This is a genomic window from Brevibacterium sp. UCMA 11752, assembly GCF_021532235.1.
Taxonomy (GTDB): Bacteria; Actinomycetota; Actinomycetes; order Actinomycetales; family Brevibacteriaceae; genus Brevibacterium; species Brevibacterium antiquum.
In genome coordinates this window covers 4,042,124-4,057,129 of record NZ_JACBOS010000003.1, presented here as the reverse complement: position 1 = coordinate 4,057,129, position 15,006 = coordinate 4,042,124, and the positions used below count along the sequence as shown (strand labels likewise).

At 64.6% G+C, this 15,006-nt stretch carries 10 protein-coding genes; 2 read left to right on the top strand and 8 right to left on the bottom strand.

The window, feature by feature from the left end; all coding sequences use genetic code 11:
* Positions 1–98 precede the first annotated feature (98 nt).
* Positions 99–1,943, bottom strand: a complete 1,845-nt coding sequence (locus tag HU144_RS18330) for an ExeM/NucH family extracellular endonuclease (protein WP_235352735.1) — start codon at positions 1,941–1,943, stop codon at positions 99–101.
* 1,296 nt (positions 1,944–3,239) lie between these two features.
* Between HU144_RS18330 and HU144_RS18325 the strand changes: the two genes are divergently transcribed.
* On the top strand, positions 3,240–4,424 hold the full coding sequence (locus HU144_RS18325; RefSeq protein ID WP_235352509.1) for an FAD-binding domain: 1,185 nt from the start codon (positions 3,240–3,242) through the stop codon (positions 4,422–4,424).
* Positions 4,425–4,483: 59 nt separating this feature from the next.
* Here the strand turns inward: HU144_RS18325 and HU144_RS18320 are convergent, their stop codons facing one another.
* From HU144_RS18320 to HU144_RS18295, 6 genes are read right to left on the bottom strand one after another with little or no spacing between them, the layout of a single operon-like run.
* A complete protein-coding gene (locus HU144_RS18320) occupies positions 4,484–5,398 on the bottom strand; it encodes an endonuclease/exonuclease/phosphatase family protein (RefSeq protein WP_193084107.1) in 915 nt (304 codons plus the stop codon).
* Between the two features lie 9 nt (positions 5,399–5,407).
* Positions 5,408–6,088 carry an HAD family hydrolase gene (locus tag HU144_RS18315; protein ID WP_235352508.1) on the bottom strand — a complete coding sequence of 227 codons (681 nt, stop codon included), beginning with the start codon at positions 6,086–6,088 and terminating at the stop codon, positions 5,408–5,410.
* The gene (locus HU144_RS18310) at positions 6,085–7,188 is read right to left on the bottom strand and encodes an ABC transporter ATP-binding protein (RefSeq protein ID WP_235352507.1); all 1,104 of its coding nucleotides are present in this window, start codon (positions 7,186–7,188) and stop codon (positions 6,085–6,087) included. The genes HU144_RS18315 and HU144_RS18310 overlap by 4 nt, the downstream gene beginning before the upstream one ends.
* Positions 7,185–8,105, bottom strand: a complete 921-nt coding sequence (locus HU144_RS18305) for an ABC transporter permease (protein WP_096160314.1) — start codon at positions 8,103–8,105, stop codon at positions 7,185–7,187. The genes HU144_RS18310 and HU144_RS18305 overlap by 4 nt, the downstream gene beginning before the upstream one ends.
* Positions 8,090–9,019, bottom strand: a complete 930-nt coding sequence (locus HU144_RS18300) for an ABC transporter permease (protein ID WP_198398052.1) — start codon at positions 9,017–9,019, stop codon at positions 8,090–8,092. Before HU144_RS18300 ends, HU144_RS18305 begins: the two co-directional genes overlap by 16 nt.
* Positions 9,016–10,155 carry an ABC transporter substrate-binding protein gene (locus HU144_RS18295; RefSeq protein ID WP_096162225.1) on the bottom strand — a complete coding sequence of 380 codons (1,140 nt, stop codon included), beginning with the start codon at positions 10,153–10,155 and terminating at the stop codon, positions 9,016–9,018. Before HU144_RS18295 ends, HU144_RS18300 begins: the two co-directional genes overlap by 4 nt.
* Before the next feature lie 339 nt (positions 10,156–10,494).
* Here HU144_RS18295 and HU144_RS18290 point away from each other — a divergent pair, with 339 nt between their 5' ends.
* On the top strand, positions 10,495–11,286 hold the full coding sequence (locus HU144_RS18290) for a GntR family transcriptional regulator (RefSeq protein ID WP_235352506.1): 792 nt from the start codon (positions 10,495–10,497) through the stop codon (positions 11,284–11,286).
* Between the two features lie 112 nt (positions 11,287–11,398).
* On the opposite strand, the gene HU144_RS18285 is transcribed toward HU144_RS18290, so the two are convergent.
* The gene (locus HU144_RS18285; RefSeq protein WP_235352505.1) at positions 11,399–14,833 is read right to left on the bottom strand and encodes a proline dehydrogenase family protein; all 3,435 of its coding nucleotides are present in this window, start codon (positions 14,831–14,833) and stop codon (positions 11,399–11,401) included.
* Positions 14,834–15,006 lie beyond the last annotated feature (173 nt).

Here is a 15,006-nt window from a genome sequence, read left to right as displayed (position 1 = left end):
AAGTGAGGGAGGAAAACGTTGATTCTACGATCAGAATCGACGTTCTCCTCCCTCACAATGGGTGGTCCGGCCGGTACGTGGCCGCCCGGAACCGTGTACTAGCTGCGTACTCTCAGCTTGCGTCTGCGCACGATGAGCACAATGCTCGCGCCGATGATGAGGAACCCAGCCGCAACGGACATGGTCAGCGCCGGATCAACACCCGTACGAGGCAGGTCGCCGCCAGCATCGCTTGCTGCCGCGTCTGAGGATCCACCGGCAGCAGAATCTGAGGATCCACCGGCCCCCGCAGCAGATGAGTCACTGGAACCACCCGAGTCACTCGCACCGCTCGAACCGCTGTTGGCATCCGCACTCACAGAAGCCGCCGAATCCGCACCCGCCGAAGCATCTGTGTCTGCGCCGTCGGCACCAGCACCAGCATCTCCACCCTCAGCACCTGCACCAGCATCTCCACCGTCAGCACCAGCCGAGGCCTCTGCGTTGTCGTTCCCGACCTCGTCCCCAGGTTCGAAGAGCCCCACGACGACAGGATCGTGATCGGAGGCGCGGAACTGATCCGGAGCGTAGAAGTCGCCCGCGTTGTAGTTGAAGCGGCTGTATTCCAGGGCCAGTGCTTCGACCGAGTTGATGTTCCAGACGTCGGCGCCGGTGATCGCATCGAAAGCGTTCGACGGCAGATCCGCCGCAGCCTGGTCGCCGGCGCCAGAGTCCGAAGAGTCCAGTGCCAGCACATGGTCGAGGCTGCCGGTGCGGGACTTGAAGACATAGGTCGCCTTGTCTGTCATCTCGGACGCGACATCCTTGAACCCGGATTCGTAGAAGACCTGCATCGGGTCTTCCTGCGTGTAGGCGTTGAAGTCGCCGAGCAGGTAGACGTAGTCGGAGTCCGCTGCCTCCTGCTGCTGACCGGCGAAGTCCACGAGGGACGTCGCCTGCTTCACCCGGTCAGCGTTCGAGGCACCCTGGCCGTCGCCGCTGTCCTCGTTGCCCGGACCTGAGCCCGAACCTTTGGACTTGAAGTGGTTCGAGATCGTCACGAAGGTCTTGTCCGTGTCAGGCTGACCTGACTCATCCTTCGGCGCGAATGCCTGCGAGAGCGGTTCGCGGGCGTTTGAGAACGCATCCTCATCATCAAGGATCGTCGAATCCTGGTGCGGGGCCACCTCGGCGGGCTGATAGATCAGAGCCGTGCGGATGACGTCCTCATCCGCAGGAACGTCGTCGGGGGAGGGCACGAAGTCCCACTTATCGGTGCCGGCAGCCTCATTGAGGCGCTGCACAAGAGTCTCAAGTGCATCATCGCGATCATCGCCGAACGCCGCGGAATTCTCGATCTCCATGAGAGAGACGACTGAAGCATCGAGCTTGCTGATGGCCGTGACGATCTTCGTCTCCTGGCGTTTGAGGCTTTCCGCGTTGGCAGCACCACGGGCATCGCAGCCGCCGCGAACGGTGATCGGGTTGCCCTCGCGGTCGTCATAGTAGTCACAGCCGGAGAGCTGATCGCCGGTCGTGGTGAAATAGTTGAGGACGTTGAAGCTGGCCAGACTGACCTGTCCGCCGATGTCCTCTGGTGCATCGGTGCGGGTGTCGGTGAAGCTGGCAGGCTGGATCGCCTCGGCGTTGTCGCCGGTCAGGCGCGTGGTGGGCTGGAAGCGCCACTTCTCGTGATCGAAGCCGAGCACCACCGGCGAGGTCATCGTTACCTGAGCGCCGACGCGCATCGGTTCGTCGTTCGAGACATACGGGACGACAGTGTCCTTGTCGTTTTCGAGGTAGTTGACGCTCGCACCGTCATCGAGGATGACCTCACGTTTGAGGTTCTCGGCTTCGACGGCCTTGGCCTCTGCACTTCCCGGTCGGGCGACTTCGGTGGGCTGGGGGGAGGGCTCCGTCGCCGGTGGCCAACACCACTTCGCCGTAGGCGTTCGTGTTGTAATTGTCGGCCACGGTCAGCTCACCGGTGGGCTGCAGCAGCATGCCTTCGAGGGCTTCACGGGCGGAAGCGTCGTCAGGGAACGCGTCTTCGATGGGCTTGACCGCCTCGGCGGGCTCATCCAGGACCGTCATTCCCGTGTTGCTGACTGAGATCTGAGTCTGCCCGTAGTGTTCAGAGACCGAGCCGGTCAGTTCAAGATGGTCGCCGAGGCTGACATCAGCGACTGTGTCAGGGGAGTAGACGAAGACGCCGTCCGAGGCGCCCGGAGTCTCATCCTCGGCACCGCCTGTGCCCGGCGTCTGCACGTAGTATCCGTTCAGCCCGCCGCTCGGGTACGACGCTGTGACGATGCCGCGGGTCCTGACGGTCTCGCCTTGCAGGGGGCTTTCATCGCCGGTGCCCTGAATATCGGCGATCGGGGTGACATCCTCTGGCACAGGGGAGTTGCCGCCGTCTTCACCGTCATCACCGGGCAGCGCGTCCGGAGTCGGCGCCGCGGAGGACCAGGTGCCGTCGATGAGTTGGATGGATTGTCCGCCCGCGGCGGTGGCTCCCGTGGGAGAGGCCTCTTCGCCGACGACGGCGTCGGGGGTGTTCTTGTTCGACTTACCCGTCACACCCTTGCCGTCGGTCACGCCGCCGACCTGTTCGAAGTCCACGAGCATGCCGTCGTCATCGATGGCGAAGGCCGAGGAGCCGTAGCTGCCGTCGGCGGCATTCCCGGACTTCACGGAGTTCGTGATCGGCACCTCGACCGCCAGCGCGCCGGCCTCGCCTACGGTGGTGCCGGCAGGAACGGTGGTGATGTTCTCGGCCGCTTGGACACTGCCGCCGCGAGTGACGGAACCGACCGTCCATCCCGAGACGTCGGTGCCGGGCTCGGCTGCGATCTCGATGAAGTCAGTGTCGAGCGTGTAGCCGATTTCGCTGATGTGCGGATCTTCGGCAGCGGTTGCCGGTGCTGGGGGAAGCGTGAGGCCGATTGCCGCGACGAGGCTGAGTGCCGCGCACGATGAAGCCGTCTTGGAGACTGTCATAGGAGCCTTTCGGATTCTCAAGCGTCGCGAGAGATCACGGCGCAGACGCAAGCACCGTATCGCTGTCCACGCTGACGTCTATGGCAGACATGTGAACGAAGTGTGAACTCTGCAAGAGAACGCTGGGTGCTCTGGTGTGATCGAGACTACTACATATGAGACCCTGCCAACACGAACGTCGGCTTGGACGCAGCGAGTCCGCGCTGGCTCCGGGAGATCTAAACTGGTGATCTGATCATCAGTCTGCAGGGAGGCAGAAGATGCGTGTGCTCGTCGTCGGCGCCGGGATCGCTGGTTCCACGGTGGCCTATTGGCTGCAGAAAGCGGGGCATCAGCCCACGCTCCTCGAGCGATCACACAGGCTGCGTCGAGGTGGTTATCTCATCGATTTCTGGGGTACTGGATTCGATGTGGCAGAGCGGATGGACCTTGTGCCTCGACTGCGACGCGAGGGCTACCCGCTCGCAGAGGCTCGCGATGTCGCCCTAGATGGGCACCGGATTGCGTCGCTCGACCCCCAGCAGTTCGTTGCGGGAACAAGTGGCCGATACGTCAGCATTCTGCGTTCAGACCTCGCCGCTGCAATCCAAGACAGCCTCGAAGGAGGCGTCGAGACGATCTTCGGGGACACCGTTGCCCGACTCACCGAGGGGGAGCGAGGCGTCCATATCGAGTTCTTGCATGCTGCCCCACGGGAATTCGACCTCGTGGTCGGTGCGGATGGGTTGCACTCACGCGTCCGTGAACTGATCTTCGGTGAGGAGTCGCGGTTCGAGCGAGACCTCGGGATCGCCGTCGCCGCGTTCGATGTCGACGGCTACCGCCCACGAGATGAACTCGTCGCCGTCTTGCATGCTGAAGTCGGGTTCCAGGCGATCCGTGTCGCGCTGCGTGATGACCTGACGATGTTCATGCTGACCTTCCGGCATCAGGGCCCGGTTCCCACTGATGATCTCGATGCACAACGGGACCTCCTTCGTTCCAGCCTGGCAGAGGCAGGATGGGAGATCCCGGCGATTCTTCACGAGCTGCCGCGGGCACGAACGCTCTACCTAGATCGGGCGAATCAGATCCGGATGCGCTCATGGACCAGCGGCAGAGTCGCACTGATCGGCGACGCCGCGGCGAGTCCGTCATTGTTGGCCGGGCAGGGATCGGCGTTGGCGATGGTCGAAGCCTATGTGCTGGCGGCCGAATTGGCTGCCACACCGGGGGACCATCGCCGAGCCTTCGACGCATACGAACGTCGGCTGACGCCGATGATAGCCAGCAAGCAGGACGCGGCCCATGGGCTCGGAATCGTCTTCGCTCCAGCGAATCGCCGCGACCTGCTGCTGCAGCGCTCGGTCGGAATGAAACTCATGAACATGCGACCGCTGGCCGGTTTGATGCTGGGGCGCAGTCTGCGGGACCAGGCCGGCCTTCCCACGTGGCCGGGCCGCTGAGGCTTCAGCGTATGTACACGATCGACGGAGTGGCACGCGCCGATCGCGCAGGGAACCGCTCAGGTCGGGAAAGTGAACCGTGTTTCGACGAGCTGATGATCGGACGGGAAACGGTTCTGCCGCTGGTTCGGGATGAGTTCGCAGCGTCCGCCGACATCGACGAAGCCGTCTTCGATCAGACCTTCGGCGCTGCAGCCACGCATCACACTGTCGACGACGTCGAGGCCGCGCGAGAAGATGAAGTCGATCCGATCACGGGGCTCGGCACCGTCGGCGCGGCCCGGTTCGGGCTTCTCCTGATGACCGGCGTGGGTGAGCGGCTCGATCGGAGACCATGTATCGGCCGGAGAGGCGACAGGGTCAGAGTGCACCGCGCGGAAGGTGTCGGTGAACCCGGCCGCCAGCAGTGCGTCGGGCGAGCGCCACGCGATATCGGGTCGATCAGTGCGCGCCGACCAGTCCCCGGTGGACGGGGTATTGAAATCACCGCAGATGACGACGGGCAGATCGGCCTGACCGTCCTGGCCGCAGATACGGTCGGTCTCAGACAGGATCTCTTCGATCTGCTCGAGGCGTGGTGCCTCCTCGGCATCGGCGACGTCCTGTCCTTCCCCCTGCAGAGCTCGGTAGACCGCATAGGGGTACGGCGCGAGGTGGACGGACCAGACGAGTATCTGCGGCGAGTCCGGCAGCGGACGCACGAGTGCTGCCTGGGCATAGGGCAGCGTGCTGGTTTCCACCACCGTCAGCTGTCCGGAGCTGAGCACAGCCGTGTCCCATCCCCGCTGCGCATGGTCTGCGAGGATCTTCGGTGCCAGGTTCTCTGCGGCGCTGCCCCAGCATTCCTGCAGCGCCAGAACGTCTGCTGGGAACTGCGCAGCGATCGCGTACTGCTTCTCTTGGCCGAAGTCGACTTCGCGGCCGCCGTACCAGACGTTCCACGTCTGCAGGGTGAATGTGGTCGAAGTGGGCATGGCATCTCCTCAATGCTCGGTGTCGATGAGCAGCGAACGGGTTCGGGGATCGAAACGCAGCTGCGCGAAGTGGCGCAATCGCACCTCGCCTGCCAGCTCGATGCTGGGATCGTTGTTGACTCCGATCACCGTGCATCCGGCCGTGTGCGCTGCTTGTGACCCGACCGGTGAGTCCTCGAAGGCGACCACCGTCGAGGCGGAGAGCCCGAGCCGTCGAGCCGCCAGAAGGTAGGGGTCCGGTGCCGGTTTGCCCTGGTCGACGTCGTCGATCGTGATGATGGCGTCGAAGAAGTCGAGCATTCCGGCACGTTCGAGGAGTCCGCGGACGTCCTCGCCTCGGCCGTTGCTGGCCACAGCTATCGGAATGGTCCCTGACAATGAGGCCACGAGTTCGGGAGCGCCGGGCATGGGAGCGGCGACGTGCTCGAGGGCGGCGCTGTAGGCGCGGTCGACCTCGCCTGCCGTCGGCGGTCGGACATCGCCGGGCGAGCCGGGTGCCTCGTGAATGCGCTGAAGTCGGGCCACAGCCTCGTCCGAGGTGAGTCCGCGCAGGTCCTCGGGCGAGAGGCCACTGGCGGACATCGATGTCAGGTAACCGGCCATGAGGTCGATCCAGGGGGATTCGGAGTCGACGAGGATGCCGTCGCAGTCGAAGACGGCACCGGAGAATCCGGTGATGGAGTCGCTCATGCGGGGACTCCTTCGGCGTCGGCGTCGTTCCGGTCCAGGCGCAGCGCGGGTTCAGCGGTGACCGAGGCATCGATGCGCATGCCGGGTTGCAAGTCATCGGCGTCGACCGAGGCCAGGGAGGCCGCCCACCGCGCCTTGTGGTCTCCGGGCAGCCCGAGGTGGACCATTGTGCGCTCGCCGGTGTAGGTGCTGTGCTTGACCTCGAGGAAGCCGTCCGCGGCAGAAGTGATCGACAGGTTCTCGGGACGGACGAAAACGGTGTGATGCGGTGCGGGCTCGATGGGAAGACGGTCGCGAATCGTCCAGTCTTGGCCCACGGCGAATTCGTTGATCGAGCCGACGAACCGGGCGACGAAGGCAGTGGCCGGAGACGAATACACCTCGTGCGGGGCGGAGTACTGCTCGATCCTGCCGTCGTTCATCACCGCCACGCGGTCGGCGATCGCCAGAGCCTCTCCCTGGTCATGGGTGATGAAGACCGTCGTCGTGCCCAGCGCCTGCTGCACTCGACGAATCTCATCACGCAGCGAGGAGCGGACCGAAGCGTCGAGTGCGGATAGCGGCTCGTCGAGCAGCAGGACCTTCGGCTGAGTGGCCAGCGCGCGGGCCAGAGCGACACGCTGCTGCTGCCCGCCAGAAAGCTGATGCGGGAAGCGGGCGCCCATTCCGGTCAGGCCGCAGATCTCGAGGAGCTCCTCGGTGCGTCGACGGCGTGCTCCGGCGTCGACCTTGCGGATCCGCAGGCCGTATTCGATGTTGTCGCTGACCCCGAGATTGGGGAACAGGCTGTAGCTCTGGAACACCATGCCCATGTCGCGGCTGTTGGGTGGCAGCTTGAGGACGGATTCGCCGCCGACGAGGACATCTCCTCCGTTGACCGGTTCGAAACCGGCGAGGATGCGCAAGGTCGTCGTCTTGCCGCAGCCGGACGGTCCGAGGAAGCTGACCATGCTGCCCGCTTCGATGTCGATGTTGAAGTCGTTGAGCACCTCGGTGCCGCCGTAGGACTTGTTGACGTGTTCGAAGCGCACGGCTTCGGGCTCATCTGTGTGTTCGATGCCCGATCGTGATGGGCGAGGGCGGTTATCCGCAGTGGTCATGGGGTCTCATCGTCCTTTCGAAAAGCACCGGCGGCCTGGGAGACGGCCGGTTCATCGGCTTCGGGCTCATCGTGCTCGCTGACAGCGCTCGGTCGATGGCCGAAGCGCGAGGCGCTCACGGTGGCGGCAGCCAGCAGCAGCCATGTGGTGAGGTTGAGCAGCACGGACAGGGTGATCGAACCGCGGAAGTTCGTGCTTGAGAGTGTATTGAGGAATACCGGCAGGGTGTTGATCGACAGAGTCGCGGCCACCGTGTACTCCGCAATGGACAGGGCGAAGGTGAAGAAGACCGAGAACATCACCGGTCCTCGGATGTTGGGAATGATGACCCGCCGCAGTGTGGTCCCGAGCCCGGCGCCGAGGATCGATGAGGACTCGAAGAGCGTGCGCAGCGGCAGGGTGGACAGCCCCGCGTCGATCGATCGGAATGTGAAGGGCAGGCACAGGATGACGTAGGTGCCGACGAGCACGAGCGGCAGATCCTGCGACTGCAGCATCGTATTCAGCTGCATGCCGAGGCTGCCCCGGCCCTGAGCCGCCAGGCTGCGCAGCACTGCTGAGAGTCCGGCGACGATCGCGATGGCCGGCACGACCAGAGGCAGGGTGCACAGGATGCTGAGCACCGACCGCAGCCGAGGCGCCCAGAGGTGGACGGCGACGACTGCAGGAACCAGCGTGACCACGAGGATGACGGCAGCGAGCACGGACACGACGAGGCTGCGCATGAGCGGGGCCACGATCTTTCCGGAGTCGGCCAGGCCGGTGAGCCCGGACGTGGTGAAGCTGCCGTCGGCGCGGAAGAACGAATATATCAGCGAGCTCAGCAGCGGAGTAAGGATGAAGATCGCCAGCGCCGCGAGCGGCAGCCACGCCAAGAATCTCTTCATCCGCGGGGAGCTGTTCAGGTGTTCAGCCACTTGGCGCTCCTCTTCATCAATGCGTTGTAGGCGATGAGGACGATCACGGCGATCGCTCCCGTCGTCACGCCCAGGGCCATCGCCACTCCTTCTCCGCCGGTGGCCGCAGAACCGGCGAGCTGGCCGGCGATCTCGAGCGGGATGAGGGGGAAGCCTCCCGTGCCGATGAGCACTGCTGCCGAGGCGTGGGTGCCGAAGGCGGAACCGAACATGAGCAGCCAGGCACCCAGCAGGGCGGGAGTGATCACGGGCAGTCCGACACGGCGCCAGAAGGTCACGCTGGTGCCGCCCAACGACGTGTTGGCCTCACGCCACTGCTGTCTGAGCGAGACGAAGCTGGGAAGCGTGAGAAGGATCATCGTGGGGATGAGGAAGTACTGGTACATGAGGATCAGACCCTTGACGCTGTAGAGCGTGAAGGTCGAATCGACCGCCGTGATCAGCGCGGTGAAGTATCCGGTGTTGCCGACCGCGACGATGAAGGAGAACGCCAGAGGAACGCCTCCGTCGTTGGCCAGCACGCTGGAGATCACGGCGGTGATGGAGTCGACGATCTTCGACTTCACGGTCGAGATCGCCCAGGCGCAGAGACCGCCGAAGATCGCGGCCACGGTGGCGGCGGTGAACGACAGGAGGAGGCTGTTGCCCAGGGCCATCGAACGCGATCCCGAGCCCAGCGCGGTGAAGTTGTCGAGGCCGAAGGTCTTCGTGCCGGGTTCGCTGCCGGGAACGAGGAGCGAGGTCGCCACCATTCCGCCGATCGGGATCACGAAGAACAGCACGATGATGACCGCGATCGGTGCCAGGGCCGTCCAGGCCGGTGAGAGGGCTCGCCTGCGCCGTGGGCCGGCCGGAGCAGGTTCTGCTTCGGCCGGCCCAGCGGTGCGGGGCAGTGACTGTGGAACTGAGGTCATCCGATGGCTTTCGCCCAGTTGTCAGCCAGGACCTTCTGCTGCGAATCCCGCTGTTCCTGAGTCGGCTGCGGCGCCGTCTGGTCGACCGCATCATCGAGCAGCTTCGACAGTGCATCGTCGTCGACCGTGTGGGCTTCGACCATGGCGTCGAGGCGACCGGGCAAGACGTAGCCTTCGAGCAGCAGGTTCTGTCCCTCGTCGCTGAAGACGAATTCCTGCCACAGGCGTGCAACCGCTGGGTGTGGTGCATCATCGTTGATCGATGCCGCGTAGTAGGAGGCGACGGTGCCGTCGGACGGGATGGAGATCGACATGTCCACCCCACCGTCAGCAAGGTCGTCCGCCCACTGCAGGAGCAGGTAGTCCCAGTTGACGGCAATCGGCGTCTCACCGGTCTCGAACGTTCCGGCCTCGGCCTCTGTCGGTACGAGGTTGCCCTTGTCCGAGAGCTCGGCGAAGTAGTCGATGCCCGGCTGAATGTCGTCGAGCGAGCCGTCGTTGGCCAGGGACGCGGCGACGACGGCCATGAAGCCGGCTTCGCCCGTCGTCGGGTTGCCGCGCATGGCGACCTTGCCCTTGTACTCGGGCTCGAGTAGCTCGGCGAAGCTCTTCGGGCACTTCTTCACGGTTTCGGAGTCACAGCCGATGGCCATGGTCCCGCCGAGGTGGTTGAACCAGGTGCCGTCCGGTGCCTTCATGTTCTCGGGGATGTCATCGGCGGTCTCGGGATAGTATTCGGCGAGCAGGCCCTCCTCTGCGGCGTCGACGGCGAAGGATTCGCCGGTGTCGAGGTAGTCGAGAGAGGTTTCCTGCCCCTGCCTGTTCTTGACCGCGTTGATGAGGTCTTGGCTCGCGCCGGTCGAGGTGTCGTTGTCGATCTCGATGTCGTACTTCTCCGAGAACGCGTCGAGCAGCCCGCCGTAGTTGGCCCAGTCGGGGTAGAGGCCCATGACATTGAGTGATCCCTCCGCCTGAGCAGCCTCGACGAGAGCGTCCATGCCCCCGCCGTCTTCGACCGACGTCGCCGATCGCCAATTGGCCGATTCCTCGGACTCGGCGCTGTCACCGCAGCCGGACAGGGCGGCCAGAGCGCCCACTGCGAGGGCAGCCGTGAGCTTTCGTGTGTGTTTGAGCATCGTCGTACTCGCCTTTCGGACTTGTGCGCAAGCGCATTGTGTTCTCATTCGAAGTGCTTCGATCCATCCCCACGATAGGGAACAGATGGAAGATAGACAACCTAGATCACTAGTGAGGTTCTAAGAGTAGAATAATCCTCACTAGTGAGCCCGACCGCGAAAATTCCGTGCGTATGAACTCTGCCGGGCTGCTCACAGCGTCGAGACAAGGTGACGGTGACGCTCCAGTGCGTGCGGTCATCGCCAGCTCGGAGCTTGCGGTAGCGTAGGTGCACGGCACTGACAGCAGTGCTGAGCGTGCTGGCTCTATTGGGAATACATCATGGGAGGACTGAAGGCGTGACCGAGTCGCAACTGCAGCCGTCTGGATCCGGCGGAGCGCGGTACGAGCAGATCGCGGAGCAGATACGCGAATCGATTCGCACGGGGGCACGGCAGGTGGGTCAGAGCCTCGAATCCGAAGCAGCTCTGGCCTCCGAGTACGAAGTCGCACCGGGCACGATGCGCGAAGCGCTGCGACTGCTGGTCAGTGAGGGAACCGTGGGAGGTCGGCGCGGAGCTCGCAAGATGGTGCTGCGCAGGCCTCGGCCGGCGGCAGTGGCTGAGGAGTTCCGCAGCTTCGCTCAGTGGGCCAGCGCGCACGGGCGGACCCCGGGCGGCCAGGTCATCGAGCAGCGCTGGCGCATTGCGGGGGATGAGACGGCCGCGGCACTCAAAGTCGATCCTCGTGCCCGTGTGCTGCGGGTTCTTCGTGTGCGTCTACTCGACGGCGAGAAGGTCATGGTCGAACGGACGAGCTACCCCGAGGATCTCGGCGACTTGGTCGAGAAGGTTCCCAACGATGCAGCCTCGGTCAGCCGCAGCCTCGCCCAGCAGTACGGGATCGTCTTCGCCGGTGCTGATCACGTCTTCTCGGCGACCGTCTGCGGTCAGCAGGATGCAGACCTGCTGGGGGTTGCACGCGGACGACCGCTGCTGCGCCACCTGCGCCGCAGCCGCGACAGCGCGGGGCGGCCGTTGGAGATATCCGAAGACCGCTATCTGGCCAACATCCTGTCCGTGGCGATGTCGAACGGTCGCAATGTCAACCCGATCAGCTGGCTGACTGCCGACGAACCGAACTGGTTCTGATTTCGTCGCCGACACCCGAACAGCAGACAGCGGCTCGGACACCTCGATCCGAGGTATCAGAGCCGCCGTCCGCCAACCGATCGGCTGGGTCAGAGCCAGCAGGTCGGCTGGGTCAGGCCTTGAGCTCGGCCGCCAGCTCGTGGAAGTCCCGACTGGGGTTGCCGAAGCGGTGCAGGGTCATCGACACTGCCTGCTCCTGCACGTAGTACCGCATCTCCACCCGCGCCGAGGAGGTCACCGGTTCATCGATGACCGCAACTTCGGGGCGTGGTGCGGTGGCCGCCAGCAGCTCAGGTTCCTGCGGTCCGAGCACGCGGATGCGGGCACCGACGGAGTCGTCGTAGCGTCCTTCGCCGACCATGTTCGCGAATGTCGCTGCGGACTCGGTCCGAGCTGCGACACCCGCGTTCGTGGCGGCGATCTTCACCTCGGGGGCCACCTCCTCGGCGACGGACAGCTGCACGGTCGACCCGACGCATTTCGCCGCGTGCAATGACCTCTCCAGATCGAACAGCGACGATGTCGAGGTCACTCGCAGTGTGACCGGGCGGGGCCGGTAGCGGAAGATGTTGGCCTCTGACTGCAGGCCCGTGTGATCCTTCGCCGCGCCGAACTCCCGCGCCAGCCAACGTTCGTCGTCGGCCTTGGCCAGTTCCAGGTTCTGGCTTGCGTCAGTGGCGCCTGGCAGTGTGGAGGGATCGTCGGTGTAGTGGCCGAAGAGCATGAGGTAGTTCGGGCCACCGGCCTTCGAGCCGAGCCCGACGGAGGACTGCTTCCAGCCGCCGAAGGACTGGCGCCGAACGATTGCACCGGTGATGCCGCGGTTGACGTAGGCGTTGCCGACCTGGACATGGTCGAGCCAGGTGCGCACCTCCTCGGGGTCGAGGGAGTGGATGCCGCCGGTGAGGCCGAAGTCCACATCATTCTGGAACTCGATGGCCTCGTCGAGGTCGCGGGCGTGCATGAGACCGAGCACCGGACCGAACACCTCGGTGAGGTGGAAGAAGGATCCCGGCTTGACGCCGTCCTTGATTCCCGGGCTCCACAGCCGGCCCGTGTCATCGAGCTGCTTGGGCTCGAGCAGCCAGGACTCACCCGGTTCGAGGGAGGTCAGGGCCCGTTCGAGCTTGTCGGAGGGATCCTCGGTCAGCGGACCCATCGTCGCCGACATGTTCGCCGGCCAGTCGACGACCATTGAGGAAGCAGCATCGATGAGCTGCTTGCGGTAGCGCTCGGAGTCGTAGGTCGAGCCGACCATGATGCCCAACGAGGCGGCCGAGCACTTCTGACCGGCATGTCCGAAGGCGGAATACACGAGATCGGCCACGGCCAGATCGCGGTCAGCCGCCGGAGTGATGAGCAGAGCGTTCTTGCCCGAGGTCTCCGCGTTGACGTGCAGGTCCGGACGGAAGGACTTGAACAGGGCCGCCGTTTCGGAGGCACCGGTGAGGATGACACGGTCGACATCCGGGTGGGCGACGAGATGACGGCTGAGGTCCCGGTCCGAAGGCGTGCACAGCTGCAGCACGTCCTTCGGGACGCCGGCTTCCCACAGGCAGTCGATGATGAGGGCCGAACAGTGCGGTGTGGGCTTCGACGGTTTGTGGATGACGGCCGAACCGGCCGCCAACGCTGCCACGGTGCCTCCGGTGGGGATGGCGATGGGGAAGTTCCACGGCGGGGTGACGACGACCATCTCATCGGGAACGAAGTTCGCTCCTTCGAGGGTCTCCAGCTCCGGGGCGTTCAGAGCGTAGTAGCGGATGAAGTCGATGGCCTCTGAGATCTCCGGATCGGACTGGGACGGCATCTTCCCAACCTCGGCGGCCTCGACGGCGATGAACTCGCCACGACGGGCGGCGACCACTTCGGCGGCCCGATGGAGGATCTCCCCACGACCGGCAGCACCCAGCGCACGCCAGGCTTTGGCAGCCTCGCGGCCATCGGCGATCATCTCATCGAGCTTCGCGGCCGAGTCGACCTTCGGCGTCTTCGGACGGTCGTCGAGATATCCGGGGGCGGTCGCCTCGGCGATGATCTCCTTGGCCCACTTCTGGTTCGCCGGCAGCGAGGGATCGGTGTCAGGCTCATTGAAGAACTCAGTCGGGGCGGGCCCGGAGACATCGCGTTCGGCCGAACGGTCCTGGTGCCGGTTCGGCCTCGGCGCGGTATCACCGTCGGTCTCGAGGATGTCCTCGAGTTGTGCAACTGACTCACGGAAGCGGTCCGCCTCCCGAACGAAGACCTCGTTGCCGTTGGCCAGGTCGAAGATGCCGGACATGAAGTTCTCGGACGACGAGTTCTCCTCGAGCCTGCGCACGAGGTAGGAGATTGCGACGTCGAATTCCTTCGGATGCACAGCCGGGACGTAGAGGAGGAGATCTCCGACGTCCTCTGTCACCGCGGCGGCCTGTTCCGAGGCCATGCCCTGCAGCATCTCGAACTCCACGCGGTCGGTGACTTCCCGGTCGAGCGACAGGTGGTGGGCGAAGGCGATGTCGAAGAGGTTGTGGCCTGCCACGCCGATGCGCAGCCCCTTCATCCGCTCGGGAGTGAAGAGCCAATGGAGGACGTGCTTGTAGTTCGCGTCTGTGGACTGCTTCGAATCGCACGTCGTCGCCGGCCAGCCGGCGATCTCCGCGTGGACGGTCTCCATCGCGAGGTTCGCGCCCTTGACGAGACGAACCTTGATCCCGACTCCGCCGTTGGCGACACGTTCATTGGCGAACTCGCTCAGACGCTGCACGGCGCCCAGCGCGTCGGGCTGGTAGCCCTGGATGACGATGCCGGCCTCGAGGTTCTTGAACTCGGGTTCGGCGAGCAGACGGGTGAAGACCGCGATCGTCAGCTCAAGGTCCCGGTACTCCTCCATATCCAGGTTGACGAACTTGGACCCGGTCGGTGCCTTCGCCGCCTGCTGGTAGAGCGGACGCAGGCGTTCGACCACGTAGTCGACGGTCTCGTCGAAGGCCCACATGGAGATCTGAGAAGCGACAGAGGAGACCTTGACGGAGACGTAGTCGACGTCTTCGCGGGCCAGCAGTCGGTGGGTCTCCTCGAGGTGATGGTCGGCTTCGCCATCACCGAGGACAGCCTCGCCGAGGAGGTTGATGTTGAGTCGGTGACCGTCTGCGGTCAGCGCGGCAACGGCCTTGCCGAACTGCTTGTCGCGGGCATCGACGACCATGTGCCCGACCATCTGACGCAGGCGGGTGCGGGCTGCCGGAACGACGACCTGCGGCAGTGCCCGAGCCAGAGCGGCACCGGTCTTGATCTGGGCGCGGTCGAGGGCAGACATCGTCTCGGGCGCAAGTTTGCCGACCTCAGCCAGGGCATCGGCGGCGGCGTGCACATCATCGGTGCGCACGACCCGGTCGACGAATCCGACGGTGAAGTCGAGGCCGTTGGGGTCGGAGAGCACTGCCGAGAGGCGTTCGGCGGCAGGGTTCTTGGCCGTGGTCTTGCTCGTTGCCACGCGCAGCCATTTGCGAACGGTGTCGATGGAGCGACTGGTGAGCTGATCAAGATCGGAGTCTGTGTGCAACAACTGCTCGTTCCTTTTCTGTTGGACGAACTCTGGATGAGTCTGGCTGGTGTCTGTGCCAGCTGTTCCCGCGTCGCCGTTGACCGTTGACGGGATCGTTGTGAACAGTATGCGCCGGAGAGAATACGGGGTGAAGGGCTCGTGACCAATCGCAGACATAGTTGAGTCAGAAGTAA